Origin of the sequence: Pseudomonas sp., assembly GCF_041601375.1 — a bacterium.
Taxonomy (GTDB): domain Bacteria; phylum Pseudomonadota; class Gammaproteobacteria; order Pseudomonadales; family Pseudomonadaceae; genus Aquipseudomonas.
Map to the genome: position 1 here is coordinate 1 of NZ_JBFIIG010000044.1, position 26,606 is coordinate 26,606.

General features: G+C 65.1%; 25 protein-coding genes and 1 pseudogene. 15 read left to right on the forward strand and 11 right to left on the reverse strand.

The genetic code is table 11. From position 1 onward, the window contains the following. The 5 genes from ABZE94_RS08505 to ABZE94_RS08525 form a co-directional block, all read right to left on the reverse strand. On the reverse strand, nt 1–425 hold a 425-nt coding region (locus tag ABZE94_RS08505; protein WP_372875101.1), incomplete at its 3' end, for a hypothetical protein. A gap of 28 nt (nt 426–453) precedes the next feature. Further along, nucleotides 454–933, reverse strand: a complete 480-nt coding sequence (gene coaD, locus ABZE94_RS08510; RefSeq protein ID WP_372875102.1) for a pantetheine-phosphate adenylyltransferase — start codon at nt 931–933, stop codon at nt 454–456. A gap of 112 nt (nt 934–1,045) precedes the next feature. Continuing rightward, nucleotides 1,046–2,641, reverse strand: coding sequence for a GMC family oxidoreductase N-terminal domain-containing protein (locus ABZE94_RS08515; RefSeq protein WP_372875103.1), 1,596 nt, complete (start codon nt 2,639–2,641; stop codon nt 1,046–1,048). Nucleotides 2,642–2,851: 210 nt separating this feature from the next. Then, nucleotides 2,852–3,397, reverse strand: a complete 546-nt coding sequence (locus ABZE94_RS08520; protein WP_372875104.1) for a twin-arginine translocation pathway signal protein — start codon at nt 3,395–3,397, stop codon at nt 2,852–2,854. 28 nt (nt 3,398–3,425) lie between these two features. Then, entirely contained in the window at nt 3,426–4,868 is a 1,443-nt protein-coding gene (locus ABZE94_RS08525; protein ID WP_372875105.1) for a coniferyl aldehyde dehydrogenase, read from the reverse strand. Nucleotides 4,869–5,081: 213 nt separating this feature from the next. On the opposite strand from ABZE94_RS08525, the gene ABZE94_RS08530 reads away from it, so the two are divergent. Then, entirely contained in the window at nt 5,082–5,741 is a 660-nt protein-coding gene (locus tag ABZE94_RS08530; RefSeq protein WP_372875106.1) for a TetR/AcrR family transcriptional regulator, read from the forward strand. A gap of 186 nt (nt 5,742–5,927) precedes the next feature. On the opposite strand, the gene ABZE94_RS08535 is transcribed toward ABZE94_RS08530, so the two are convergent. From ABZE94_RS08535 to ABZE94_RS08555, 5 genes are all read right to left on the reverse strand, one after another. After that, entirely contained in the window at nt 5,928–6,911 is a 984-nt protein-coding gene (locus ABZE94_RS08535; protein WP_372875107.1) for a hydrolase, read from the reverse strand. A 70-nt stretch (nt 6,912–6,981) separates the two neighbouring features. Then, nucleotides 6,982–7,584, reverse strand: coding sequence for a 16S rRNA (guanine(966)-N(2))-methyltransferase RsmD (rsmD, locus tag ABZE94_RS08540; protein WP_372875108.1), 603 nt, complete (start codon nt 7,582–7,584; stop codon nt 6,982–6,984). Then, nucleotides 7,584–9,065 carry a M16 family metallopeptidase gene (locus tag ABZE94_RS08545; protein WP_372875109.1) on the reverse strand — a complete coding sequence of 494 codons (1,482 nt, stop codon included), beginning with the start codon at nt 9,063–9,065 and terminating at the stop codon, nt 7,584–7,586. The genes rsmD and ABZE94_RS08545 overlap by 1 nt, the downstream gene beginning before the upstream one ends. Beyond that, on the reverse strand, nt 9,058–10,413 hold the full coding sequence (locus ABZE94_RS08550) for a M16 family metallopeptidase (protein WP_372875110.1): 1,356 nt from the start codon (nt 10,411–10,413) through the stop codon (nt 9,058–9,060). Before ABZE94_RS08550 ends, ABZE94_RS08545 begins: the two co-directional genes overlap by 8 nt. Before the next feature lie 168 nt (nt 10,414–10,581). Further along, nucleotides 10,582–11,529 carry a LysR family transcriptional regulator gene (locus ABZE94_RS08555; protein WP_372875111.1) on the reverse strand — a complete coding sequence of 316 codons (948 nt, stop codon included), beginning with the start codon at nt 11,527–11,529 and terminating at the stop codon, nt 10,582–10,584. Nucleotides 11,530–11,636: 107 nt separating this feature from the next. Here ABZE94_RS08555 and ABZE94_RS08560 point away from each other — a divergent pair, with 107 nt between their 5' ends. The 10 genes from ABZE94_RS08560 to ABZE94_RS08605 all read left to right on the forward strand — a co-directional run bounded on the left by ABZE94_RS08560 (nt 11,637) and on the right by ABZE94_RS08605 (nt 23,514). After that, complete coding sequence (locus ABZE94_RS08560; protein WP_372875112.1) at nt 11,637–13,379, forward strand: amidohydrolase; 1,743 nt, start codon at nt 11,637–11,639, stop codon at nt 13,377–13,379. Nucleotides 13,380–13,432: 53 nt separating this feature from the next. Continuing rightward, on the forward strand, nt 13,433–14,179 hold the full coding sequence (locus ABZE94_RS08565) for a TorF family putative porin (RefSeq protein WP_372875113.1): 747 nt from the start codon (nt 13,433–13,435) through the stop codon (nt 14,177–14,179). Nucleotides 14,180–14,213: 34 nt separating this feature from the next. After that, nucleotides 14,214–15,296: a polyamine ABC transporter substrate-binding protein gene (locus tag ABZE94_RS08570; RefSeq protein WP_372875125.1), complete on the forward strand. Its 1,083-nt coding sequence runs from the start codon at nt 14,214–14,216 to the stop codon at nt 15,294–15,296. A gap of 51 nt (nt 15,297–15,347) precedes the next feature. Further along, nucleotides 15,348–16,646, forward strand: a complete 1,299-nt coding sequence (locus ABZE94_RS08575) for an NAD(P)/FAD-dependent oxidoreductase (RefSeq protein WP_372875114.1) — start codon at nt 15,348–15,350, stop codon at nt 16,644–16,646. Nucleotides 16,647–17,045: 399 nt separating this feature from the next. After that, nucleotides 17,046–18,248 carry a 3-(3-hydroxy-phenyl)propionate transporter MhpT gene (gene mhpT, locus ABZE94_RS08580; RefSeq protein ID WP_372875115.1) on the forward strand — a complete coding sequence of 401 codons (1,203 nt, stop codon included), beginning with the start codon at nt 17,046–17,048 and terminating at the stop codon, nt 18,246–18,248. Nucleotides 18,249–18,803: 555 nt separating this feature from the next. Beyond that, a complete protein-coding gene (gene ftsY, locus ABZE94_RS08585) occupies nt 18,804–20,180 on the forward strand; it encodes a signal recognition particle-docking protein FtsY (protein ID WP_372875116.1) in 1,377 nt (458 codons plus the stop codon). After that, the gene (gene ftsE / locus ABZE94_RS08590; protein WP_372875117.1) at nt 20,180–20,848 is read left to right on the forward strand and encodes a cell division ATP-binding protein FtsE; all 669 of its coding nucleotides are present in this window, start codon (nt 20,180–20,182) and stop codon (nt 20,846–20,848) included. The genes ftsY and ftsE overlap by 1 nt, the downstream gene beginning before the upstream one ends. Beyond that, nucleotides 20,848–21,864, forward strand: coding sequence for a permease-like cell division protein FtsX (gene ftsX / locus ABZE94_RS08595; RefSeq protein ID WP_372875118.1), 1,017 nt, complete (start codon nt 20,848–20,850; stop codon nt 21,862–21,864). The genes ftsE and ftsX overlap by 1 nt, the downstream gene beginning before the upstream one ends. A 112-nt stretch (nt 21,865–21,976) precedes the next feature. Further along, nucleotides 21,977–22,831, forward strand: coding sequence for an RNA polymerase sigma factor RpoH (gene rpoH / locus ABZE94_RS08600; protein ID WP_372875119.1), 855 nt, complete (start codon nt 21,977–21,979; stop codon nt 22,829–22,831). Between the two features lie 59 nt (nt 22,832–22,890). Next, nucleotides 22,891–23,514 (forward strand): hypothetical protein, encoded by a 624-nt coding sequence (locus ABZE94_RS08605; protein ID WP_372875120.1) that lies wholly within the window; start codon nt 22,891–22,893, stop codon nt 23,512–23,514. 316 nt (nt 23,515–23,830) lie between these two features. Here ABZE94_RS08605 and mtgA read toward each other — a convergent pair whose 3' ends face one another. Continuing rightward, nucleotides 23,831–24,541 carry a monofunctional biosynthetic peptidoglycan transglycosylase gene (gene mtgA, locus ABZE94_RS08610; RefSeq protein ID WP_372875121.1) on the reverse strand — a complete coding sequence of 237 codons (711 nt, stop codon included), beginning with the start codon at nt 24,539–24,541 and terminating at the stop codon, nt 23,831–23,833. A gap of 67 nt (nt 24,542–24,608) precedes the next feature. Between mtgA and ABZE94_RS08615 the strand changes: the two genes are divergently transcribed. From ABZE94_RS08615 to ABZE94_RS08630, 4 genes and pseudogenes are all read left to right on the forward strand, one after another. After that, nucleotides 24,609–24,986 carry a DUF423 domain-containing protein gene (locus ABZE94_RS08615; protein WP_372875122.1) on the forward strand — a complete coding sequence of 126 codons (378 nt, stop codon included), beginning with the start codon at nt 24,609–24,611 and terminating at the stop codon, nt 24,984–24,986. Nucleotides 24,987–25,137: 151 nt separating this feature from the next. Next, a complete protein-coding gene (thiS, locus tag ABZE94_RS08620; protein WP_372875123.1) occupies nt 25,138–25,338 on the forward strand; it encodes a sulfur carrier protein ThiS in 201 nt (66 codons plus the stop codon). 139 nt (nt 25,339–25,477) lie between these two features. After that, complete coding sequence (locus ABZE94_RS08625) at nt 25,478–26,272, forward strand: thiazole synthase (protein ID WP_372875124.1); 795 nt, start codon at nt 25,478–25,480, stop codon at nt 26,270–26,272. Nucleotides 26,273–26,468: 196 nt separating this feature from the next. Then, nucleotides 26,469–26,606: pseudogene (locus ABZE94_RS08630) on the forward strand (tRNA (guanosine(46)-N7)-methyltransferase TrmB); the annotation flags it as partial.

Here is a 26,606-nt window from a genome sequence, read left to right on the forward strand (position 1 = left end):
GAGAGATCCCCCGTCGTCCAGACGCCGCGCTGTCGCGCAGCAAACTGGAGGCTTCCCGCTGTCGTAGGAGCGGCTTTAGCCGCGAAGCTTTGCTGTGCCGCGAAGAATTCGCGGCTGAAGCGGAACGCCGCCCGGCCGCTCCTACATAAACGAAATAATCCATAAATCAATGACATATGGGTTATTTGATAAGAGATCGCCCGTCGTCCAGACGCCGCGCTGTCGCGCAGCAAACGGGGGGCAATCGTGTCTGTCGGCTTGTGGGTACCTGTAGGAGCGGCTTCAGCCTCGAAGCTTTGCTGTGCCACGAAGAATTCGCGGCTAAAGCCGCTCCTACAATAATCAATAAAATCAATGAGATATATTTTGTTTGATGAGAGCAGGCCATGCCTGCGAACCGGCGCTGCCCGCGATAGCGATCGCACGCATGGTGTGCTCCTGCAAGGGGGCCGCTCAGCGCTTGAAACGCTCGTGCAGGGCGTCGGCCACGGCAGGATGGACGAATTTGCAGATATCACCACCCAGCGCGGCGATCTCGCGGACCAGGGTCGAGGAAATATAGGAGTATTTTTCCGACGGAGTGAGAAACATGCTTTCCACCTCCGGCGCCAGTTGGCGGTTCATGTTGGCCAGCTGGAACTCGTATTCGAAGTCCGAGACCGCGCGCAGGCCGCGCAGAAACACATTGGCGCCTTGCTCCTGGGCGAAGTGCGCGAGCAGGATGGAGAAGCCCATCACCTCGACATTCGGCAGGTGCTTGGTCACTTCGCGAGCCAGTGCGACCCGCTGGTCGAGGGGGAACAGCGGGTTTTTCTTAGGGCTGGCGGCCACCGCGATGATCACGCTGTCGAACAGGCGCGCGGCGCGTTCGACCAGATCGCCATGGCCCTTGGTGATGGGGTCGAAGGTGCCCGGGTATAACACTCGATTCATCGTGACGTCCTGGCGGATCCGTTGGGGACTCGGATGGTAGCGCAGCGAGGAACTGCGGCCAAGTCAGGCGTGTTGACCCTCGAGCCCGGCGGGGCGGGTGAATGTTCGGTCATCAGGCGCGCTTGAGGCGCTCGGCCAGTGCTGTCGCCAGCTTCGCGCTCAGGCCATAGATCGACAGTTGCGGGTTGGCGCCGATGCTGGTGGGGAACAGCGAGCCGTCGTGGATCGACAGGTTGCTCAGCTGATGATGGCGGCCGAGGCTGTCGCAGACCGCCTGGCGCGGATCTTCGCCCATGGCGCAACCGCCCATCACATGGGCGCTGCCCAGGCGGGTGCGGTAGATTTCCAGGCTCAGGCCATCGATCAGGCGCCTGGCTTCGGTCAGGGTCCTCACGTAGCCGGCGTCGGCATGCAGCGGCAATACCGCCTTGGCCCCGGCGGCGAACTGGATCTCGGCCATGCTGTGGAAGGCGCGGCGCACGCCGTCCCAGGTGTAATCGGTCATCCGGTAGTCGAGCACCGGGCTGCCGTCGCCGCGCAGTTCGACCTTGCCCTCGGCGCTGTCCGGGTGGAAGCCGTCGCGCAGCAGGGCGAGCATCACGTTGGTGTGTGGCAGCTGTTCCATGCGCAGGGCGTTGTCGATGCCGAAACGGCCGAGCAGGGTGGCAGTCAGGGCCGGCTGCAGCGGTGGCACTTCCAGCTTGTAGGAGAGGCGCCCGGCAACGCCGTCGTCCCACTGGAAATGGTCGGAGTAGATCGACTGCGGCGCGCCGTAGAAGGGGTTGATCACCTGCTCGAACTGCGCGGCGGAGAAATTCACCAGGTGCAAATAGGTACGCCTGCCGCTGCGCCGGTGCGGGTCCGGGGCGTTCGAGCGCAGCAGGATGCCCGGTGTGTTGATGCCGCCCCCGGCCAGCACGTAATGCCTGGCCTTGACCCGGATCTTGCGCCCGTTGGGCGCCACGCTGCGCTCATCCATGCCCAGGCATTCGATACCGCTGACCCGCTCGCCGTCGAGCAGCAGACGTTCGGCACGGGTCAGGTAGAGCAGCTCGCCACCTTTTTCCAGGGTCGCCGGGATGGTCGTGACCAGCATCGACTGCTTGGCATTGGTCGGGCAGCCCAGGCCGCAGTAGCCGAGGTTCCAGCATCCGCGCACGTTGCGCGGGATGAGGTTCCATTGGTAGCCGAGCTTGTCGCAACCGCTGCGGATCACCTGGTTGTTGGCGTTCGGCGGCACGGCCCAGGGCGCGACGCCCAGGCGCTGTTCCATGCGCTCGAACCAGGGCGCCATGTCCTCGGGGCTGTGGCCGATGACGCCATGCTCGCTGGCCCAGTGCTGCAGGGTCGGGTCGGGGGTGCGAAAGCTCGAGGTCCAGTTGATCAGGGTGGTGCCGCCCACCGCGCGGCCCTGCATGATGGTGATGGCGCCGTCCTTGCTCATGCGGCCGATGCCTTCCTGGTAGAGGCTGGCGTAGGCCTCGGCCTCGAGCATCTTGAAGTCGTCGCTGGTCTTCAGCGGGCCTTCCTCGATCAGCAGTACCTTGAAACCGGCGGCGCTGAGGATTTCCGCGGTGGTGCCGCCACCCGCACCGCTGCCGACGATGGCGACATCGGCTTCCAGGGTCAGGTCGCTGTCCAGGCGCGAGCCGTCGTAAGTCTTCCAGCCGTTGGCCAGGCCTTGCTTGAAGATGTCGGGTACGGGCATTGCGGGCTCTCTTTCTTGTTCTGGCCGGCTTGGCGGCTGGGTAATGGGTAGCGCTGCACTTAATCTTGTAACGGTGTCCCTATGGCCTGTTGGGTTCGGCTATCGCCACTGAGCGTGAAACGGGCTGTACCCGTAGGGTGCGCCGTGCGCAGCAGAATTACGCTCAGTCGGTGCGCGGCGCACCCTACGCATGGCGGTCGCAGCCAGCCGTCAGACTGTTGGTGGCCCGGGGTAGCCGCAGTGCGCCCAGGACTCCGCGCGGCCGTACCAGCTCATCATCACCAGTTGCAGCAAGGACGCATGGCCCATCTGCAGCAGGCCGATGGAGCTGTGCTGCCAGCGTTCGAGAAAGGCGCGCACCTCGCTTGTCGAGGCGTTCTGCCAGCTGCCCCAGACCCCGGTCAGCGGGCCGCGGGTCAGCGGCAGGGCGAGCACGTCGAACAGCTGCACCGTGAGCTTGAGCATTTCCGGCGACAGGTGATCGAGGCTGTAGTCGAGGCTTTCCAGCGTGCCGGCAAGCGCCTGGGGCATTTGCTGCGGCGGCACAGCACCCTCCAGCATTACTGGGATCAGCGCGTGCAGGAAGGGCAGATCGGACGCGCGGATCACCGCGAAACCCGCCAGCGGCATGCTCGCCGAGCAGCCGCTGAGGCTGGCGGTGAGCCCGGCGCCGGCGAGCAAGGCCGAGCCCAGCAGGCTGACCTTGAGCAGACTGCGGCGTGACAGCTGCGGCAAATCAATCGTGGCGTTGTGCATTATTGTCATCACCAAGACAGGGGGAGGCTTAGCGCACGAACAGCTTGTAGACCAGCTTCTGCAGGGTCTTGCCATAGGGTGGGTAGATCAGCTTGGCGGCGTTGAAGCGCTGCTTGATCAACACGCCCTTGGCCTTGCTGAAGGTCAGAAAGCCTTCGTGGCCATGGTAGTGGCCCATGCCGGACGGGCCGATGCCGCCGAACGGCAGGTCGTCCTGGGCCACGTGCAGCAGGGTGTCGTTGAGGCACACGCCGCCGGAGTGGGTTTCGTGCAGCACCCGCTGCTGCTCGCGTTTGTCGTAACCGAAGTAGTACAGCGCCAGCGGGCGGGCGCGTCGGTTGATATAGGCGAAGGCATCGTCCAGCTTGTCGTAGGGCACGATGGGCAACAGCGGACCGAAGATCTCGTCCTGCATCACCTTCATCTCGTCTGTGACATTCAGCAGCACGGCCTGCGGCATGCGCCGGCCCTGGGCCTCGGGGTACAGCGCGATGATGGTCGCGCCCTTGCCTTCGGCGTCCTGCAGATAGCCGTTGAGGCGCTGCTGCTGGCGCTCGTTGATGATCGCGGTGTAGTCGGGGTTATCCGCCAGTGTCGGGTAGAAGTTCAGCACGGCCTGGCGGTAGGCCTCGACGAAGCCCTCTACGCGGTCTTTTGGCACCAGCACGTAGTCCGGCGCCACGCAGGTCTGCCCGGCGTTGAGGGTCTTGCCGAAGGCGATGCGCTCGGCGGCATCGCTCAGCGGCACCCCGGCGGAGACGATGGCCGGCGACTTGCCGCCCAGCTCCAGGGTCACCGGGGTGAGGTTTTCCGCGGCGGCGCGCATCACGTGTTTGCCGATGCTGGTGGCCCCGGTGAACAGCAGGTGGTCGAACGGCAGCTTGGAAAACGCCATACCGACTTCCGCTTCGCCCAGCACCACGGTCACCAGATCCTCGGGGAACACCTTGGCCAGTAAGTCCTTGAGCAGCTGCGAGGTGGCCGGGGTGAATTCGCTCATCTTGATCATCACCCGGTTACCGGCGGCCAGTGCGCCGACCAGCGGGCCGATGGCAAGGAACAGCGGGTAGTTCCAGGGCACTATGACACCGACCACGCCGAGCGGCTGATAAAGCACCTTGGCCGATGCAGGCATGAATTGCAGGCCGACGCTGCGCCGTGAGGGCTTCATCCACTGCTTCAGGCGTTTGGCCGCGTAATGGATGCCGTGCAGGCAGGGCATCAGTTCGGCGATCAGGGTTTCGTCGGCGCTGCGGTTGCTGAAGTCCCGGGAAATCGCCTGGATCAGGGCTTCGCGTTCGGCGCTCAGCAGCTCGCTCAGGGCCTTGAGCCACTGCAGGCGTTGCTCGGCGGGCGGCATGGGGTTGGCCTGGAAGGCCGCGCGCTGCAGGGCGAAGCTGGTTTCCAGTTGTGTGAGCTGGTCCTGGCTGTGTTGCAGGCTCTGCTCCAGGTGGGCGATGTCAGCGGCCATGGCTATTTCCTCGACGTTCCAGCGTGCAGTCCCTTCACCGTGCGGTGTGGGTGCTGCGAAAAGGTGTGCTGGATTTTTAGAGCAATTGCTCTAATCTGTCAAATCACCTGAGGGTTGAAGGCTTGTCGGGCAGCTATTGGCCGATGGCCGGCTAGCACCGCAGGCGCTTCAGCCTGTACCTTTGCCGGGCTTTTGAGTCGAGATCGAGCAGTCATGGCCATTCCACCGAAAACCCGCGAGCGCATCATCCAGGCCAGCCTCGAGCTGTTCAACGCCCAGGGCGAGCGCACGGTCAGCACCAACCACATCGCCGCGCACCTGGGCATTTCCCCGGGCAACCTGTACTACCACTTTCGCAACAAGCAGGCGATCGTCGCCGAGCTGTTCGGCCAGTACGAAGGCCATGTCGACGGCTTTCTGCGCCTGCCGCCCGACCGGCCCATGACCATAGACGACAAGACCTTCTACCTGGAGGCGCTGCTCGCGGCCATGTGGCACTACCGGTTCTTGCACCGCGATCTGGAGCACCTGCTCGACAGCGATGCCGAACTGGCCGAGCGTTATCGGCTGTTCGCCCGGCGCTGCCTGCAGGGTGCGCAAGGCATCTACCAGGGCTTCGTCGAGGCCGGCATCCTGCGGATGAACCCGGCGCAGATCGAGGCGCTGACGCTCAATGCCTGGATCATCATGACCTCGTGGGTGCGCTTTCTCTGCACCACACGCGGCCAGCCCGGGGACCTCAGCGAAGCGATGTTGCGCCGCGGCATCTACCAGGTGCTGGCGCTGGAGGGCGGCTATATCGCGCCGCAGGCGCGGGAGGCGGTGGATGCCCTGTACCGCAAGCTGCATGTGCCGTTGGAGCAGGTGATTTGATGCGAAACCGGGGTGGGTTAGGCGTAGGGCGGGTTAGCGGCGCTGGCTACGATCTATCTGGATACGGCTGCCTTTGCGCGCCGCGTAACCCGCCATTGCGGTGGCCGGGATTGCGCTTGGCGGGTTACGCCGCGCGGAGAAATTGAGCTGCCTTACAGGGACGATTTCCTGCGCGGCTAACCCTCCCTACGCCAACGCCGCCAACCATTGCGGGATACGCCGTTCCAGATAATAGCCAGGCTGGCGCGGCGAGCCGTCGATAAAGCCGACATGGCCGCCATGCTCATGCAACTCGAACTGGATGCTGGGTGCCAGTTCGGCCGGTTCCGGCAGGCTGTGGCGGAACACGAAGGGGTCGTCGGCGGCCTGGATGATCAGGGTCGGGGTCGCGATGCGGCCGAGGAAGTAGTGGCTGGAGGCGTGCGTGTAGTAGTCCTGGGCATCGCTGAAACCGTGCAGCGGCGCGGTGATGCGGCCGTCGAAGTCCCAGAAGGTACGCATGCCGTCCAGCGTGCCGAGCCGATCCAGGGTGGACAGGCGGTCGGCCATGCCTTTATGGGCGAACAGGCGCTGCTTGGTCTTCACGTAGGCGACCATCTGGTTCATGAAGTGCGCCTGATAGATCCGCGAGAAGCCCAGGCCGAGGCGATCCGCGCACTGATCCAGGCGAAACGGTACCGACACCGCCGCGGCGCCCTGTACCTGGCTGTCGCCGCCGGTTTCGCCGAGGTACTTGAGCAGCACGTTGCCGCCCAGGGAATAGCCGACGACATACAGCGGGGTCAGCGGCCGTTGTGCGCGCAGGTGGCGCACCGTCTCGGCCAGGTCGTCGCTGGCGCCGGAGTGGTAGCCGCGCGCCAGCAGGTTGGGTTCGCCCGAGCAGCCGCGCCAGTTCAGCGCCACGCTGGCCCAGCCGCGTGTGGCCAAGGCCTGCTGCAGGCCGAGCACATAGTGCGAGCTGGACGAACCGGTCAGGCCGTGCAGCACCAGCACCAGCGGCGCTTCGGCTGAATGCGGGCCGTGCCAGTCGAGGTCGAGAAAGTCGCCGTCCTCCAGCCACAGGCGCTCGCGCCGGCGTTGCAGTCGCGGCGGTTTGCGGCACAGCGAAGTCCACAGGGTCTGCAGGTGCGGACCGGGCAGCCACCAGGCGGGTTTGAAGGTCGGGTTCATAGATGTATTCAAGACCAATCGCCGCCGTTTTCATCCACCCGGCTCGCCGGATGGATGAATGGGCGGTGCCTCAGCTGGCCCGCGCGCTGCGCTGCCACAGCGCGTAGTAGACCTGGCCGGCCTTCTGTTCGCGGTGCAGGCGCCAGTTGCCGGGCAGGCCGAGAGTGGAGGGCGGGTTTTCGCTTTCGGTGTAGACCCAGGCATCCGCCGCCAGCCAGCCGTGTTGCTCCAGCAGGTTGCAGGCCGGCAGGAGCAGATCCTGGCTGAACGGCGGGTCGAGAAACACCAGGTCGAAGGGCGTGGCGGCCTGGCTCTGCAGGTAGACGAGGGCATCGCTTTGCAGCAACTGGCCGTTGTCGCAGCCCAGGGTCTGCAGGTGACCGCGCAGGCTGGCGACGGCGCCGGGGTTGAGGTCCAGAGCCAGGGCGCTGCCGGCGCCGCGCGACAGCGCCTCGAGGAACAGCGCGCCGCTGCCGGCGAACAGGTCGAGCACCTTGGCGCCCTCGATGTAGGGCGCCAGCCAGTTAAACAGGGTTTCGCGCACGCGGTTGGGCGTGGGGCGCAGGCCGGCGGCCATGGGGAAGTTGAACTGACGTGAACGCCACTGTCCGCCGATGATCCGCAGTTGGCCGTCGCCGCCGTGGGCCGTTGCCGCTTTGTTTGGCTTGCGCATCAGTGCTCCGGTACGGCAGAGGGTTGTTCGACGGGTTTGTCGCTGGGCGGCGGCAGGTCTTGCTGCGCCACCGTAGGCCCGGCAGTGACGATGACCAGGGCGTCCGGGTCGAGGTGCTTGGCCATGGCGGCCTTGACCTGCTCGGTGCTGAGGGCCTGCACCTCGCGCATGAAGTCTTCCAGGTGGCTCAGGGGCAGGTCGTAGAAGCCCATGGAGCCGAGCTGGCCGACGATGGCGGCGTTGCTCGCGGTGGACAGTGGGAAGCTGCCGGCCAACTCGCGCTTGGCGTCGTCCAGTTCCTCCTGGGTCGGGCCGCTGGCCAGGTAGTCGCGCAGCATGTCCTTGACCAGTTGCAGAGTGGCGGCGCTGAGTTCGGCGCGGGTCTGCAGGCTGATCAGGAACGGCCCGCGCGCCTGCATGGCGCTGAAACCGGAGTAGACGCCGTAGGTCAGGCCGCGCTTTTCGCGCACCTCGGTCATCAGCCGGGTGCCGAAGCCGCCGCCGCCGAAGATCTGGTTACCCAGGTAGAGGGCGGCGTAGTCCGGATCGCGCCTGTCGATGCCGAGCTGGGCGATCATCAGGTGGGTCTGGTTGGACGGGAACTCGATATGGCTGACGCCGGGTTGCGGCGCGTCCGGCTGAGCAATGATGGGCAGCGCCGGGCCTGCTGGCAATGCGGCGGAAACCTCAGCCGTGAGGGCTTCGGCTTCGGCGCGCGAGAGATCGCCGACCAGGGCGATCACGGCATTGCCGGCGGCATAGGCCTTGGCATGGAAGGCCTGCAACTGCTCGCGGCCTATCGCCGGGATCGACTCGGCGGTGCCATCGCTGGGGTGGGCATAAGGGTGGTCGTCGTAGAGCCGTTCGAACAGCTTCAGGCTGGCGAGCTTTCCGGGGTTCTGCTTCTGGTATTCGAAGCCCGCCAGCAGCTGGTTCTTGATCCGTGCCAGGGCGTCTTCGGGAAAAGTCGGCTGACCGATCACCTGGTTGAACAGTTGCAACGCCGGCTCGCGCTGCTCCGCCGCACTGAGGCTGCGCAGGCTGGCCACCGCCATGTCGCGGTAGGCGCCATTGCCGAACTCGGCGCCGAGGCTTTCAAAACCGGCGGCGATGGCGCCGACGTCCTTGCCCGGCACGCCTTCGTTGAGCATGGCGTTGGTCAGCATGGCCAGGCCCGGCACGCCGTCATCCTGGCTGCTGCCGGCGGCGAAGGTCAGGCGCAGGTCGAGCATCGGCAGCTCGCGTGCCTCGACGAACAGCACCTTGGCGCCCTCGGCGGTTTGCCAGGTCTGGATCTCCAGGTTGCGCCGGCTCGGGGCCTGGCCGTTGAGTTTGGCGAGGGACTCGATGGCCGTCGACGGGGCGGGTGCGGACGGGCTGCTGGCTTGGTCGGGGCGATCGATCACCAGCAGCAGAAGGGCCAACAACACCAGTAGTGCCAGGCCGAGCAGGCCGTAGCGCAAACCATTGCGCTCACTCATCACGCTTCTCCTCGGGCAGAACATGGGCGACGCTCAGGCGATCGCGGGTAAAGAAGGTTTTCGCCGCACTCTGGATATCGGCCGGGGTGACCGCTTCCAGCTCGGCCAGCTCCTGGTCCATCAGCGTCCAGGACAGGCCGACGGTCTCCAGTCGGCCGATGGCGGTGGCCTGGCTGGTGATCGAGTCGCGCTCGTAGACCAGACCGGCGATGACCTGGGCGCGCACCCGGGCCAGTTCCTCGGCCGAGGGCGGGTTCTGCTGCAGGTCCTGCAGCTCGCGCCACAGGCCGGCTTCGGCTTGGGCCAGGGTCTTGCCGGTTTGCACATTGGGCGTGGCGGACAGCACGAACAGGCTGTCGCCGCGCGGGTAGGCGTCGTACCAGGCGGAGGCTCCGGAGACCAGCTCCTCGCCGCGCTCCAGGCGCGTCGGCAGGCGGGCGCTGTAGCCGCCATCGAGCAGGGTGGCGATCAGGCGCAGGGCATGCACCTGACGCGGCTGCTCGGCGGTGGCCAGGCCCGGTACGTTGAAGCCCAGCATCAGGCTCGGCATCTGGGTTTTCAGGTACAGGGTGATCCGCCGCTCGCCGGGGGCGGCCAGTTCGCGGGGGATTTTCGCCGGCGGTACGGCGCGCGTGGGGATGTCGCCGAAATAGCGCTCGGCCAGCACCTTGACCTCGCTGGCGCTGACATCGCCGACCACCACCAGCGTGGCGTTGTTCGGCGCGTACCAGGCTTGATACCAGGCGCGCAGTTCCTCGACGGTCATGCGCTCGAGGTCGGCCATCCAGCCGATGGTCGGCGTGTGGTAGCCGCTGGCGGGGTAGGCCATGGCCTTGAAACGTTCGAAAGCCTTGCTAGAGGGTTTGTCGTCGGTGCGCAGGCGCCGCTCTTCCTTGATCACCTCGATCTCGCGGGCGAATTCCTCGGCCGGAAGCGCAAGGCTGGCCAGGCGATCGGCTTCCAGTTCCAGGGCCACGCTCAGGCGATCACGCGCCAGCACCTGGTAATAGGCGGTGTAGTCGTCGCTGGTGAAAGCGTTCTCCTCGGCGCCCAGCTCACGCAGGATGCGCGAGGCTTCGCCGGGGGCGAGCTTGCGGCTGCCCTTGAACATCATGTGCTCGAGGGCATGGGACAGACCGGTCTGGCCGGGCGTCTCGTAGCTGGAGCCGACCTTGTACCAGAGCTGGGAGACTACCACCGGGGCGCGGTGATCCTCGCGGACGATGACCTTGAGGCCGTTGGCCAGGCTGAACTCGTGGGTCGGCTGGGGTTCTGCTGCCGTAGCCAGAAGCGGCAGGCCGATGCTGGCGAGCAACAGGGTTGCGGCGCGTAGAACGATCTTATGCATGGGAGTGGGGTCACCGTGATGGGCTGCGTGCGTCGCCGGGTATGCCGCTGACAAGCTGCAGGAGAACCCTGGGCTTGGAGTTGTCGACGGATTCTAGCGGCAAGTGGCTATTAACTGAACCTGAGACTGCTCGGGCGTGGTGTCGTTCCTTGGTCGTGGGGCGTGCATTTATTGCGAAATCTGTCGTTCGGGGTTCGTTTCCAAGCCAAAGCCGCATCTGTCGCAGAAAGCCGCGAGGTAGTCGATAAAGGCCTGCACCTTGCGCGTGGCCCGGCGATGGCTGGGGTAGACGGCGAGGATCAGCGGGCCGAAGGCGTCCGGGTCGAAGTCATACTCGGCCATCAACCGGAGCAATTGACCGGTCTCCAGGTAGGGTTTGACGCTCCACAGCGGGCAGGCGTGCAGGCCAGCCCCCATCAGGCAGTTGGCCAGCAGCAGGTCGTAGTTGTCGCTCTCCAGGCGCGCCCGCGGCACGGGGGAGCGCAGGCGCACGCCGTTGAGCGATATCCACCGGTAGTGCTGATCCAGCGCCGGGTGCTGGTAAAGCAGCCACTGATGGCGGTCGAAGGTCTGCGGCGTGACCGGGAGCGGGTTGGTCGCCAGGTAGGCCGGGCTGGCGCACAACACGATCTGGTTACGCCCCAGGGGTTTGGCGATCAGCCCCGGCAGGTCGCAGCGGCCCTCGCGCAGGGCCAGGTCATAACCGCCCTCGGCCAGGTCGACGAAGGCGTCGCACAGGTCCACCCGCAGGCAGATCTGTGGATGTTCGGCGAGAAAACCTGCGCAGGCTTCATCGAGAAACGCCCGGCCAAAGGCCAGGGGCGCGGTCAGCCTGAGGTGGCCGTGCAGGCCGTGCTTGAGCTGGCCGATCTCTTCGCCGGCGTCATGCAGGCGTTGCAGCACCTGGCGGGCCGTCTCCAGATACAGCCGGCCGGCCTCGGTCAGCGCGGTGCGCCGGGTGCTGCGCTCGAACAGTTGGGCGCCCAGTTCCGCTTCCAGGTGGCTGACCGCCTTGGTCAGGGCCGAAGGCGTCTTGTCCAGCTGTTCGGCCGCGCGGCTGAAGCTGCCGTGCTCGGCGGTGGCGACAAACATGCTCAGGGCGCTGAGCTTGTCCATAGGTTTTTCCTGTTTGGCACAAATGTTTTGCTTGGTAGCGGTGTTCTACCGCTGCCTATCCGCCGCTAGTCTCGTGGCCAGACCAATAAAAACCAGAGGCTGCTGCGATGCAACGATTAATTCCAAGCGTGTTGGCCGGGGTGCTGGCTTTTTCCTCAATGGAAGCCATGGCCGCCGCGGATCTGCTGTTGTTCAACGGCAAGGTGTTCACCGCCGAACCCGGCCAGCCACTGCTCCAGGCGGTGGCGGTGGCCAATGGCAAGATCCTCAAGGTCGGCAGTGACGCCGAGGTGAAGGCCCTCGCCGATGCCGATACGCAGTTGATCGACCTGGCCGGCAAGGTGCTGATGCCAGGCATGATCGACACCCACAGCCACCCGATCATGGGCGCCATGGCCAGCCTGCGGGCCAATCTGTATGACGAGGTGCTGGCGCTGGACGCGCTGGAGCAGTGGATCCTCGAACAGGATCGGGCCGGTACCGCGCGCATGGGTGACCTGGTCGTGATTTCCGGCGCCAGTTCGGCCTATTGGCAGCAGAGCGATGAACTGGGACGAATCTTCAATCAGGGCCGTTGGGCCGAGCAGCCGCTGGTGCTGGACGGTATCGACGGCCATACCGGCTGGGCCAACCAGGCCATGCTCAGGCGCCTGAAGATCGATGCCGAGTTGGTGCGCGGCCTGTCGGACAAGGAACGCGGCTTTATCGCTCACGATAGCGACTTCATCCCCACCGGCTATCTGGCGGAAAACGGCTGGGATCGGGTGCGCAGCCAGTATCCCGCGCCCAGCGAAGCCGACATGCTCGATGCCGCCCGCGAGGCGGTGAAGATCAACAACCAGGTCGGCGTTACCGCCTGGATGGATGCGGCGGCCAATGCCGGTGATGGCGACAGTCTGTTCGAGCTGCGCCCCACCGAGCAGGACCTGGGCGTACTGCCGCTGTACCGCGCACTGGCCGAGCGGGGTGAACTCAGTGCTCACGTCGCCGCGCTGCTGGTGACCCACCCGCAAAGCCAGCCGTCCGATCTGCAGGTGCTGGACAAGGTCATGCGGCAGTTCCAGGGCGTGCCCAACCTGAGCTTCCCCGGGATCAAGATATTCGCCGATGGGGTGATGGAGTTTCCCGGCCAGACCGCCGCGGTACTCGACCCGTTCAAGAACAGCCTCAAGCGCGGCGAGCTGCTGATCGACCCGGCCGGCTTCGGTGAGCTGGTGGCGGCGGCCGAGCGGCGTGACTGGATCGTACATGTGCATGCGGTGGGCGACCGGGCGGTGCGTGAAGCGCTGAACGGCTTCGAGGCGGCGCGCCAGCTCAGGCCTACGCCGGTGCCGCACAGCATCAGCCACCTGCAGATGGTCAATCCCAAGGAGTTTCCGCGCTTCCAGCAGCTGGGCGTGATCGCCTCCATGCAACTGCTCTGGGCCACGGCCGAGAGCTACACCGAGGAGCTGGTCAAGCCCTACGTGACTGCGACCGCCTACCAGTACCAGTACCCGGCGCGTTCGCTGCACAAGGCCGGTGCGACCATCGCCGGCGCCAGCGACTGGCCGGTGTCCAGCCCCAACCCGTGGAACGCCATCGCCCAGGCCAGCACCCGCAAGGGTCCGCTCGGGGTGCTCAATAGCGCCGAGAGCATCGACCGCGAAAGCATGTTCCAGGCTTACACCCTCAACGCGGCCAAGGCCCTGCGCCTGGATCGGCGCATAGGCTCCCTGGCACCGGGCAAGCAGGCCGACCTGATCGTGCTGGACCGTGACGTGTTCAAGGTCAGCGACGAGGAGCTGTTCGAGACCCGAGTGCTGCGCACCTACTTCGCCGGCCAGTTGGTACACGCCGAGAAGTCCTGATCCTCTGTGGCCAATTGGCCCTGCCCAACCCCTATAAAAACAAGGAACACCTTATGCGTTCGTTAACCGCCTTCTTTACGGCCGTTCTGGCATTGGCTCCGCTTGGCCAACTGCAGGCGCTGCAACTGAATGAACAGCTCGAGCTGCAGATCACCCCCATGGTGCTCAGCGACTACCGCAACAGCGGCATTTCACAGACCCTGGGCGATCCGGCGTTTCAGCTGGATGTGATGCTGGCCCATGCCACCGGCCTGTATGCCGGGGTCTGGACCAGCAATGTCGAGTTTGGCCATGACTGGGAACAGGACGACGACTACGGCACCCGCCAGGAGGTCGACTACTACGCCGGCTACTACTGGCAAATCAGCGATGCCATCGGCCTGGACGCCATGTACAACAAATACAGCTACCCGGGCGAGAGCCAGTTCAATGGTGCCGATGTCTACCTGACCCTGGATGCCTATGGCTTCTTCATCGGTGGCAAACATTCGGACGATGTCGACGAGAGCAGCTTCAGCTACTTCGCCGGCTACCGCAGCCTGTTGCCGCTGGATATCGGCCTGGAGCTGAAGTTCGAAAATGTCGACTACAAGGACAAGGTGTTCTTCAACAAGGACTGGACCCGCGGCCAGGAGGACTACAACAACTGGAGCGTCGGCCTGCAGCGGGAGATGTTCGGCGTGAACTGGGGCGCGAGCTATGTCGACACCGACCTGTCGAAGGCCGAGTGCATGAGCTTCGCGGGCTATGACGACCTGTGTGGCGCCACCCTGGTCTTCAGTGCCAGCCAGACTTTCTGATACCCCCCCACGCAAGGACGGACCCATGAACGCCATGAAATTCCCTGCTCTGCTCGCCGCCGTCGGTCTGCTGCTGGCCGGCCAGGCCTCGGCCGAGGCCGTGGTGAATATCTACAACTGGACCGACTATATCGCCGAGGACACCCTTACAGAATTCCAGCAGGCCAGCGGCATCAAGCCGGTGTATGACGTGTTCGACTCCAACGAGACCCTGGAAGGCAAGCTGCTGGCCGGTAATAGCGGCTATGACGTGGTGGTGCCGAGCAACCACTTCCTCAGTCGGCAGATCAAGGCGGGGGTGTTCCAGAAGCTGGACAAGAGCCGGCTGCCGAACTGGAACAACCTCGACCCGCAGCTGCTCGAGCGCCTGCAAGCCAATGACCCGGGCAACCAGTACGCCGTGCCCTACCTGTGGGGCACCAACGGCATCGGCTACAACGTGGCGAAGGTCCGTGAAGTGCTGGGTATCGAGCGGGTCGAGTCGTGGGACGTGCTGTTCGAGCCGGAGAATCTGGCGAAGCTGAAGGCATGCGGGGTGTCCTTCATGGACTCGGCCGACGAACTCTACCCGGCCATGCTCAACTACCTGGGGCTGGATCCCGGCAGTACGCGGATCAGGGACTACAAGGATGCCGAGCGCAAGTTGCAGGCATTGCGCCCGTATATCACCTACTTCCATTCATCGCGCTACATCTCCGACCTGGCCAACGGCAATATCTGCATCGCCTTCGGCTATTCGGGGGATGTGTTCCAGGCCATCAGCCGTGCCGAAGAGGCGGGCAACGGCATCGAGCTGGAATACGTGGTGCCCCGCGAGGGCGGCAACCTCTGGTTCGACATGCTGGTCATCCCGAGTGACGCGAAGAACGTCGAGCAGGCCCATGCCTTTATCGACTACCTGCTGCAGCCGAAGGTGATTGCCGAAGTCAGCGAGTATGTCGGCTACGCCAACGCCAACACCCAGGCGGATGCGCTGATGGATGAGGAGGTCCGGCGGAACCCTTCGATCTACCCGTCCGCCGCCGTCCAGCAAAGGCTGTATGTCTCCTCGGAGCAACCGCCCGAAATCATGCGCTGGACCACGCGCTCCTGGAACAAGCTCAAATCCGGCCGTTAATCCCCATGCCGGGTTGGCACGTCAGCCCGGCAGTCGACAGGTACTCTCACCATGTCTTGCGCGTTCGTTGCACCGCCAACCTATTACCACGCCACTCGCAATCGCCAGCTCGATTGCCCGCCGCTCGCTGGCGCTACCCAGGCGGACGTCTGCATTGTCGGCGGTGGATTCACCGGGCTGAACACGGCAATCGAATTGGCCGAGCGCGGCCACTCGGTCATCTTGCTGGAGGCGCGCCATATCGCCTGGGGGGCCAGTGGTCGCAACGGCGGGCAACTGATTCGCGGGCTCGGGCATGAGCTCGGGCAGTTCCAGAAGTACATCGGCAGCGAAGGGTGCCAGAGCCTCGAGCGGATGGGGCTCGAGGCCGTCGATATCGTCCGCCAGCGCGTACGGGGGCACGCCATCGACTGCGATCTGCGCTGGGGATACTGCGACCTGGCCAACACGCCGCGGCACTATGCCGGGTTGATTCGCGAGCGGGACGCGCTCGAGCGGCAGGGCTATGCGCATGAGGTCAGTCTGGTCGAACCGCACGAGATGGCTCGGGTGGTCGGTTCCGAGCGCTATGTCGGTGGCCTGATCGACAACGGTTCGGGTCACCTGCATCCGCTCAATCTGGCGTTGGGCGAAGCCGCGATCGCCCAGGATCTGGGGGTACGGCTCTGTGAGAACAGTACGGTGACGCGCATCGAATACGGCAAGCGCATCCGTGTACATACCGCCAGGGGGCAAGTCCTGGCCAACAGCCTGGTGCTCGCCGGCAATGCCCACCTGGGCGATCTGGAGCCGGCGTTGAGCGGCAAGGTGTTACCGGCCGGCAGCTATATCATCGCCACGGAACCCTTGGGCCCGGCCCTGGCCGAGACCCTGATCCCGGGTAACCGTGCGCTGTGCGATCAGCGCATTGGGCTGGATTATTATCGGATGTCGGCCGACCGCCGGTTGCTGTTCGGTGGGGCCTGTCGCTACTCGGGGCGCGACCCTGGCGACATCGCGGCCTACATGCGCCCGAAGATGCTCAGGGTGTTTCCGCAGCTGGCCGACAAGCGCATCGAGTTTCAGTGGGGCGGCATGATCGGCATCGGTGCCAATCGGCTGCCGCAGATCGGTCGTCTGGACGCCCAACCGAACGTCTACTACGCCCAGGCCTATGCCGGACACGGGCTCAACACCACGCACCTGGCCGCCCGGCTGCTTGCCGAGGCGATCAGTCGGCAATGCAGTCAGGGCTTCGATCTGTTCGCCCGCGTACCGCACATGACCTTTCCCGGCGGTCAACGGCTGCGTTCTCCGCTGCTGGCGCTGGGCATGCTCTGGTTTCGGCTCAAGGAAATTGCGGGCGGCTGAGCGGGCGCCCTCCGGCGTGTGGGTCGATGCGCGTTGCGGCAAGGGATGGCCTGATGCGGGCTATCGCGAGCGACCGCTTGTGTCGGCGACCGACAGTCCGGTTGCCGGGGCCGCCATGCACGGGTCGTTCCGGCGCCCGGCCGACTTTCCTGGATTTATCGCGAGCGGCCCGGTGAGTTTCCCACGCCAGGTTGGTGCTCTGCGCCCGAGCGCTTGCGAAAACCCTTGCTTGCGGCGGCCGTCTCCAGACGCCCGCTGCTGAGGTTGCGCTCGTTTTTTTCACATCCCCTCCTTCGAGTCCTGTGCCCGCACGGCAAACGATGCGGTTCGAGCGGGCCGCTGACTGGCGAAGGCCATATCCATCACACCAGCACAATTGAGGTCCCTATGTTCGTTCGTATGGCCGCATCGCCGACAAGTCCGGTGCATACCATTGCCCTCTGTTTCATCGTCGCGCTGATCGAGGGCTTCGATCTGCAGGCCGCCGGCATTGCCGCCCCCTATATCACCAGGGAGTTTGGCCTTACCGCGGTCCAGCTCGGTTGGTTCTTCAGTCTAGGCTTGATCGGCCTGTTGCCGGGTGCGCTGTTCGGCGGCTGGCTGGCGGACCGGCTGGGGCGCAAGGGAGTGCTGATAGCCGCAGTGTTGCTGTTCGGGGTCTTCTCGTTGTTGACCGCCCATGCCGGCAGTTATTCCACGCTGCTGTTGGCGCGACTGGCCACCGGTCTTGGCCTGGGGGCCGCCTTGCCGATCCTGATTGCAGTGTCATCGGAGGTCGCCGGTGCCGGCCTGAAGAGCACCGTTGTCAGCCTGACCTACTGCGGCGTGCCCCTGGGCGGCGCGACTGCTGCCCTGATGGGCGTGCTGGGCGTTGGGGAGGACTGGCGGCTGATGTTCTACGTGGGAGGGGTCGCGCCGATTCTGGTTGCCGGGCTGTTGGCCATGTTCTTGCGAGGGACGCCGGTGGTTCGCCGCGACAGCTCCAGCGGGCGCGGTTCGGCGGTCAGCGGCTTGTTCGTCCAGGGGCGGGCTACGGCGACGCTGCTGATCTGGGTGAGTAGTTTCTTCACCCTGGCGGTGCTCTACATGCTGCTGAACTGGCTGCCGTCATTGCTGGTTACCCTGGGTTATGACCACGTTCAGGCGGGATACGTGCAGATACTGTTCAATATCGGCGGCGCGGCCGGGTCGATCCTGACGGGCCGCCTGATGGATCGTGCCAGCCCCGTGCTGGTGGTGCTCAGCACCTATCTGGGCATGCTGGTCGCTCTTGCGGCGATCGGTCTGGTGCAGCGCTTCGATCTGCTGTTGCTGGCGGGGGCTGCCGCCGGGTTCTGCGCCATTGGCGGCCAGCTGGTGCTGTATGCCCTGGCCCCCATGCTTTATCCGGCGGACATCCGTGCCACGGGAGTCGGGGCGACTGTTGCGGTGGGGCGTCTGGGCTCCATGGCGGGACCTCTGCTGGCGGGACAGATCCTGGCGCTGGGGGTGGGCGGGAGTGGTGTGTTGTTTGCGGCAGCTCCCGGCCTGCTGCTATCCGCAGGAATGGCCCTGGTACTGATGCGGGGCCAGCGGCGCGCCGCCGATAGCGCTGGGGCATGAGCGGCGACCAAGGCTGTTGGCTCAACCGTGAGCGCGGACGTTGAAGGAGGTAGCGCCCTGGGTATTGGCGGCCCGGGCATCTGCTCGGCGGGCAGGTCTGTCCTGCCTCTGCCGGTCTACCGAGCGTCATCATCTGTCGGCCGGCGAACCGAGGCAATGGTACGGTCGCGGTTCGCCGCCCTGGCACATGCGCAAGGGCAAGTGCGGGGACGTACCCGCGCGCACCGTAGCGCTCGCGGTGATCTCGGCCGGAAGCGACAGATAGACCTGCTCACCGGCGGCTGATAGTGGTAAAGTCGCGCGCAATTCTCGTGTGTTGCCGGTCAGCAAGACTGGCTTGATGTAGGCTTGAGCCCTGTGCGGTCCAAGCCCTACGCACGATCCTTGGGCGCTCCCGCTCAGCAATGATCTGGGGTTGCCCGACCTTACCGGCGACCACGTCTGGTACCCGGTCTGAATTTTACTGTGCGGTTCCTTCAGCTTTATATTCTGCTGCACAGATCAAGTTTCAGACCCGCCCACCGGCGCGTCGCACCTTTGAGATAGCCGTCCTCCATGTTTGGTTCCAACGACGACAAGAAGACCCCCGCACCCGGCACCACGCCCGCTGCGCCGCCATCCGCCGAGAAAGCCGCGGAGAAGAAAGACCTGTTCGGCTGGTTGCGCAAGAAGTCGCAGCAGCCCGCCAGCAGTCAAGCGCCTGGTGTGCCTGAGTCCACACCTGCAGCAGAGCCGACGCTGCCGCAAGCCGACCAGGCCGCTGCTCCGATGGTCGAGCCGGAGGCGCCGGTTGCTCCGCCGGCCGAGCCCGCAGTGGCACCAGCTCCCGCGTCTGCGGCCGAGCCGGTGCAGGCGCCGCGGCCTTCGCGGTTCCGCATCAATGCCGGCAGCGAAGTGCTGCATCCCGTCGTTCATGTGGCCGAGCCCGAGCCGGTTGCGCCGCTCGTGCCGGAGGCCCCGGCGGCTGAGGTGCAGGTCGAGCAGAACAAACCGGGCGATAACCAGGGCGGCTGGTTCGCCCGCCTCAAGCTGGGCCTGTCGAAAACCAGCGCCAGCCTGGGCGAGGGCATGGCCAGCCTGTTCCTCGGCAAGAAGGCGATCGACGACGAGCTGCTCGAGGAAATCGAAACCCGCCTGCTCACCGCCGACGTCGGCGTCGAGGCCACCAACCAGATCGTCCAGAGCCTGACCCAGAAGGTCGCGCGCAAGCAGCTGACCGACAGTGGCGCACTGTACCAGGCGTTGCAGGACGAGCTGACCGCGCTGCTCAAACCGGTCGAGCAGCCGATGCGCGTGGATTCGACCAAGCAGCCCTATGTGATTCTGGTGGTCGGCGTGAACGGCGCCGGCAAGACCACCACCATCGGCAAGCTGGCTTCGAGGCTGCAGCAGGACGGCAAGAAGGTCATGCTGGCCGCCGGCGACACCTTCCGCGCCGCCGCCGTCGAGCAGTTGCAGGTGTGGGGCGAGCGCAACCGGATTCCGGTGATCGCCCAGCACACCGGGGCCGATTCGGCGTCGGTGATCTTCGATGCGGTGCAGGCGGCGAAGTCCCGCGGCATGGATGTGCTGATCGCCGACACGGCCGGACGTCTGCACACCAAAGACAACCTGATGGAAGAGTTGAAGAAGGTCCGCCGGGTGATCGGCAAGCTGGACGACACGGCGCCCCACGAGGTGCTGCTGGTGCTGGATGCCGGCACCGGACAGAACGCGATCAACCAGGCCAAGCAGTTCAACCAGACGGTGAACCTGACCGGCCTGGTCCTGACCAAGCTGGACGGTACCGCCAAGGGCGGGGTGATCTTCGCCCTGGCCAAGCAGTTCGGCCTGCCGATTCGCTATATCGGCGTCGGCGAAGGCATCGACGATCTGCGCACCTTCGAGGCCAACTCTTTTGTCCAGGCGCTGTTCCAGTCGCGGGAATCGTAATGATCAAGTTCGAGCAGGTCGGTAAGCGTTACCCCAATGGTCACGTCGGGCTGCACGAGCTGAGCTTTCGCGTGCGCCGCGGCGAGTTTCTGTTCGTCACCGGGCACTCGGGTGCCGGCAAGAGCACCCTGTTGCGCCTGCTGTTGGCGATGGAGCGGCCGACCACCGGCAAGCTGCTGCTGGCCGGCCAGGATCTGGGGCAGATCACCAACGCCCAGATTCCCTACCTGCGCCGGCAGATCGGCGTGGTGTTCCAGAACCATCAGCTGCTGTTCGACCGCAGCGTGTTCGACAACGTCGCCCTGCCGCTGCAGATCCTCGGCCTGTCCAAGGCGGAGATCGGTAAGCGCGTCGGCGCCGCGCTCGAGCGGGTGTCACTGGCGGACAAGGCCGAGCAGTTCCCCAGCGAACTGTCCACCGGCCAGCAGCAGCGCGTCGGCATAGCCCGCGCGGTGGTACATCGTCCGGCCCTGCTGCTCGCCGACGAGCCGACCGGCAACCTCGATCCGCGCCTGGCCGCGGAGATCATGGGGGTGTTCGAGGACATCAACCGTCTCGGCACCAGCGTGCTGATCGCCAGTCACGACCTGGCGCTGATCGCACGCATGCGCCATCGCATGCTGACCCTGCAACGTGGCCGCTTGATCGGCGACGGGGAGGCGGTCTGATGAGTGCGACCCGTATGCCACCGCCGCAGCCGGCCCAGCGCGTCGGCGCCGCACCGAAAAAGCACGATCCGAAAACCCCGGGCGACGGTCCGGACTTTCGCAGCCAGCTCGACGCCTGGCTGGAAAGCCACCGCGCCAGCCTGGTCGACAGCCTGCGCCGCCTGGCCAAGCAGCCCATCGGCAGCTTCTTCACCTGTCTGGTGATGGCCGTGGCCCTGAGTCTGCCGATGGGCCTGGCCCTGTTGCTGGACAACGTCGAGCGCCTGGGCGGCTCCTGGCAGCGCGCCGCGCAGATTTCCCTGTTCCTGCAGATCGACGCCAGCGAGGCCGAAGGCCAGGCGTTGCGCGAGCAGATCGGCGCGATGGACGAGGTCGCCGAGGCCGAATGGATCAGCCGCGAGCAGGCCTTGCTGGAGTTCCAGCAGCAGTCCGGGCTGGGCGAGGCGCTCAAGGAATTGCCGGATAATCCGTTGCCGGGCGTGGTCCTGGTGACGCCCAGGGAAGTCGACAAGGTCACCCTCGAGGCCCTGCGCCTGCGGCTGGCCGATTTGCCCAGGGTGCAGCAGGCGCAACTCGATCTGCTCTGGGTCGAGCGGCTGACGGCGATTCTCAACCTGGGCGATCGCTTCGTCTTCGGCCTGACCCTGTTGCTGGTGATGGCCTTGCTGCTGGTGATCGGCAACACCATTCGCCTGCATATCGAGAACCGGCGTACCGAGATCGAGGTGATCAAGCTGGTCGGCGGCACCGACAGCTATGTGCGGCGGCCCTTCCTTTATATGGGCGCGCTCTATGGCATAGGCGCCGGGCTGCTGGCCTGGCTGGTGCTGGCCTATGGTCTGGGCTGGCTGAACGCGTCGGTGATTCGCCTGGCCGGGCTGTACGGCAGCGACTTCGCCCTGGCCGGCGTACCGGCAGGCGACGGCCTGTCATTGCTGCTTGGCGCAGTGCTGCTAGGCTATATCGGCGCCTGGCTGGCGGTGGCCCGGCACCTGAACGAATTACAGCCTAGATAGGTAAGTTATTGTTTTTATTGATATTGACTATGTGTAAGGGAACTTGTAGAAGCGTTCCTAGTCGTAATGCTCAGTGTTACACTGCGCTCGATTCGTGAGTCGGAGGAACCCAATGTCCACTTCTTTGCAACCTGTTCATGCTTTAGTTCCGGGCGCCAACCTGGAGGCTTACGTGCATGCGGTCAACTGCATACCGCTGTTGACCCCCGAGCAGGAACGCGAGCTGGCCGAGAGTCTCTATTACCAGCAGGACCTCGAAGCCGCTCGGCAAATGGTGCTCGCCCATCTGCGCTTCGTCGTGCATATCGCCCGCAGCTATTCCGGTTATGGCCTGCCCCAGGCCGACCTGATCCAGGAAGGCAACGTCGGCCTGATGAAGGCGGTCAAGCGCTTCAACCCGGAAATGGGTGTGCGCCTGGTGTCGTTCGCCGTGCACTGGATCCGTGCCGAGATCCACGAGTTCATCCTGCGCAACTGGCGCATCGTCAAGGTCGCCACCACCAAGGCGCAGCGCAAACTGTTCTTCAACCTGCGCAGCCAGAAGAAGCGTCTGGCCTGGTTGAACAACGAGGAAGTGCACGCCGTGGCGGAAAGCCTGGGCGTCGAGCCGCGCGAAGTGCGCGAGATGGAAAGTCGTCTGACCGGTCACGATATGTCCTTCGATCCGGCTGCCGAAGCCGATGACGAAAGCGCGTTTCACTCGCCGGCCCAGTACCTGGAAGACCACCGCTACGACCCGGCGCGTCAGCTGGAAGCCTCGGACTGGAGCGACAGCTCCACCGCCAACCTGCATGAGGCCCTGGACGGACTGGACGAGCGCAGTCGCGACATCCTCTACCAGCGCTGGCTGGCCGAGGAGAAGGCCACGCTGCACGAGCTGGCCGCCAAGTACAACGTCTCCGCCGAGCGCATTCGCCAGCTGGAGAAAAACGCGATGAGCAAGCTCAAGGGCTCGATCGCCGCGTAGTTGACCCTACCCGAACAAGCCGCACTCAGGTGCGGCTTTTTTCTGTCTGGAGAATGCTTGTGAATTTGCCGCCCCTGCGCCTGCAGCATGGCCTTATCTTCGTTGCCGTTGCCCTGCTGTTCTTCGCCTGGGGCGCCTGGCTGATGCGCCCGCAACCTGCGGCGGCGCCGCTGCCCTGGCTGGCCGAGTGGCAGACTGCGGTGCTCGTGCCGCTGGCCGATAATCGCCTGAGCCTGGCCATGTTGCGAGCCCAGGTGGAGGGCGAGCTCTGGCTGCAGCCAAGGCCGGAGGGGGCGCGCCTGCTCTACCGCGCGGACTGGCAGGCGAGTGGCGAACCCTGGGCGCTGGAGGCAGAACTCGAGCTGGGCGAGGCCGCGCGCGACAGCCTGATGGCCGCGGCAGGCTTGGGCGTGCGCGACGACGAACAGCCGCTCGGCGGGCAGATGCTGGCCGAACTGGGCAGCCAGGCCATCGTCAGCCTGACCCTCAAGCCGCAGCAGGCCGTGGCCGCCGAGCGGCTGGCCAGCAGTGTCGGCCAGCCGCGCCTGCGCCTGGAGTTGGACGAAGGCCAGGCCTGGGTCTATCCCGAGGCGGGGCTGACCGCGCACACCGCAGACGAACAGCTGCTGCTGTTGCAGGTGCTGCCACGCGCCGCATTGCGTGAGCGGCGGAGCACGCCGTAGCGTCCATGTTCATGTTCATGTTCATGTTCATGGGCAAGGTTGCCCCGGAGTGCCTCCGGGCGTGGAGGCGCTGAGCCCATTCAGCGCCGCCCGGCCGCGCTTATCAGATAACAAGTATGTTATTGATTTTATTTATTATTGTTTTTATGTAGGAGCGGCTTTAGCCGCGAACTCTTCGTGGCCCGGCAAAAGCTTCGCGGCTGAAGCGCGCTCCTGCGGGGTATGCGCTCGGCCGTGGAATGACGCCTTTTTCATCCGTCATCGCGATGTGCTGGATCGCTTGGGGCCTCGTCAGGCTTTCAGCCAGTGCGGCTGCTTAGTCCGGGCTCGCCGCTTGCAGGCGGCTGAGGTAGTGGCTGCCGCCGAGCTGGCGCATCTGCTGGCGAATCCAGGCCGCGCGGCGGCTGACGTGGGCGTTCGGCCGGCTGGCGCTCCAGTGCCGCGGGTTCGGCAGCACGGCGGCCAGTTGGCTGGCCTGCTGGGTCGACAGGTAGGGCGCGCCGGTATTGAAGTGATGGCGCGCCGCGGCTTCGGCGCCGAATACGCCGTTGCCCCACTCGGCGCTGTTGAGGTACACCTCGAGGATCCGCTGTTTCGGCCAGAGCAGCTCGATCAGGCCGGTGAACCAGAGTTCGATGCCCTTGCGCAGCCAGCTGCGGCCGGACCAGAGAAACAGGTTTTTCGCCACCTGCTGGCTCAGCGTGCTGGCGCCGCGCAGCGAGCCGCCTTGCTGGTTGTGCGCCAGCGCCGCGCGAATCGCCGCGACATCGAAGCCCCAGTGCTCGGCGAATTTCTGGTCTTCGCCGGCAATCACCGCGACCTTCAGGTCGTCCGGCAGCTCGCTCCAGGGGCGCCAGCTGCGCTCCAGGTCGATGGGCTTGCCGTCGACCCAGGATTCGATCTTGCGCTCGACCATCAGGGCCGTGCCGGGTGGCGGCACCCAGCGCAGGACCAGCACCAGCAGAGCCGAGCCGGCCATGAGGCAGAGCAGCAGTTTGAACATGAGGCGGCGGATGGAGCGAAACATGCGGGCTTGGCCAGGCTGATTTTGCCGGCCATTATAGCGGCCGCAGTTCCCTTGTCTGGAGTGATGCATGGCGCGTCTATGGTTGTTGCTGTCTGCCTTGACCGGTTTCACCGGTGTGGCCCTCGGGGCTTTCGCCGCCCACGGCTTGAAAAATCGACTCAGCCCGGAGCATCTGGCGGTGTTCCAGACCGGCAGTCACTACCAGTTGATCCACGCCCTGGCGCTGTTCGGCGTCGCCCTGCTGGCGCTGCAGGCGCCTGGCCGCCTGGTGAATCTGGCCGGTGGCTGTTTCGCCCTGGGCATTCTGCTGTTTTCCGGCAGCTTGTATCTGCTGGCCCTCAGCGGCATCGGCGGGCTCGGGATCATCACGCCCTTCGGCGGCCTGGCCTTTCTGGCCGGCTGGCTGTGCCTCGGCCTGACGGCCTGGCGCTTGCCCGGGTGCTGAAGGTGGTGGCTGGCGTGGCGCATGGCGTTATCGCCATCGCGTAACCTGACCCGCACGTCAGAATGTCGGGTGGATGGCAGCCTTTGGCCTTGGTCATCGTCCGTGATCGGGCTAGAATGCCCGCCCCTTCCCAAGTTGTGACTGCCCCGTTATGCGTATTCAGTTGAACGGTGAATCATTCGAGCTGGCCGATGGCGCCACCGTTGCCGACCTGATCGGCCGACTGGATCTGACTGAACGTCGGGTCGCGGTCGAGCTCAACCTGGATATAGTGCCGCGCAGCCAGCATGCCGCCACCGCGCTCCGCGACGGTGACCGGGTCGAGGTGGTGCACGCGATTGGTGGCGGTTAACAGGCCGTTGAAAATTACTGCGTTCGGCTAGACCGTGTTGAATCAGCCTCGAATGCGAGCCCCGGCTAGGGCCCCAGCCGAGTCATCGCTCGCTACATTTTCAAAGGCCTGTTATCAGGCGTCCAGCTAGGAGTTTGCAATGAGCCAAGTACGTAGCGACAAACCCTTTACCCTGGCCGGCCGGACCTATCAGTCGCGTCTGCTGGTCGGCACCGGCAAGTACAAGGATCTCGACCAGACCCGAGCGGCCATCGAAGCCTCGGGAGCGGAGATCGTCACGGTCGCCGTGCGCCGCACCAATATCGGTCAGAATCCGGGTGAGCCGAACCTGCTCGACGTGATCCCGCCTTCGCGCTACACCATCCTGCCCAACACCGCCGGCTGCTACGACGCCGACGAGGCCGTGCGCACCTGCCGCCTGGCCCGCGAGCTGCTCGACGGCCACAAGCTGGTCAAGCTGGAAGTGCTGGCCGACCAGAAGACCCTGTTCCCCAACGTGATCGAAACCCTCAAGGCCGCCGAAGTGCTGGTCAGGGACGGCTTCGATGTCATGGTCTACACCAGCGACGACCCGATCATCGCCCGCCAGCTGGCCGAGATGGGCTGCATCGCGGTGATGCCCCTGGCCGGCCTGATCGGCACGGGCCTCGGCATCTGCAACCCCTACAACCTGCGCATCATCCTCGAAGAGGCGACCGTGCCGGTGCTGGTCGACGCTGGCGTCGGCACCGCGTCCGATGCCACCATCGCCATGGAGCTGGGCTGCGAGGCGGTGCTGATGAACAGCGCCATCGCCCATGCGCAGAACCCGGTGATGATGGCCGAGGCCATGAAGTACGCGATCGAAGCCGGTCGCCTGGCCTATCTCGCCGGGCGCATGCCGAAGAAGCTGTATGCCAGTGCCTCTTCGCCGCTGGACGGCCTGATCCGCTGAACCGAGCATGATCTGCTGCGCGTCGGCCATACGGCGTTAAAAATGGCTTCGGAATGCTCATTTACAGCCGTAAACTCGTATGCGAGCCCAGTCCGCTTCCTCAGCCATTTTTGCCTTGTCTGGCTCTAGCTCGCTAGATCCGAAAGGGCTTTGCGCTAGAGGCAGATCCAAGAGCCACCGATTTGAAGAGCCACCGATGACCGAATCGCAGCAACCCCCGGCGCCAGCCGAGGAACAGCGCCAGCACCGCGCTATCAAGAGTTTCGTGATGCGCGCCGGGCGCATGACCGAAGGCCAGCAGCGCGGCCTCGACCAGGGCTGGGCCAAGTTCGGC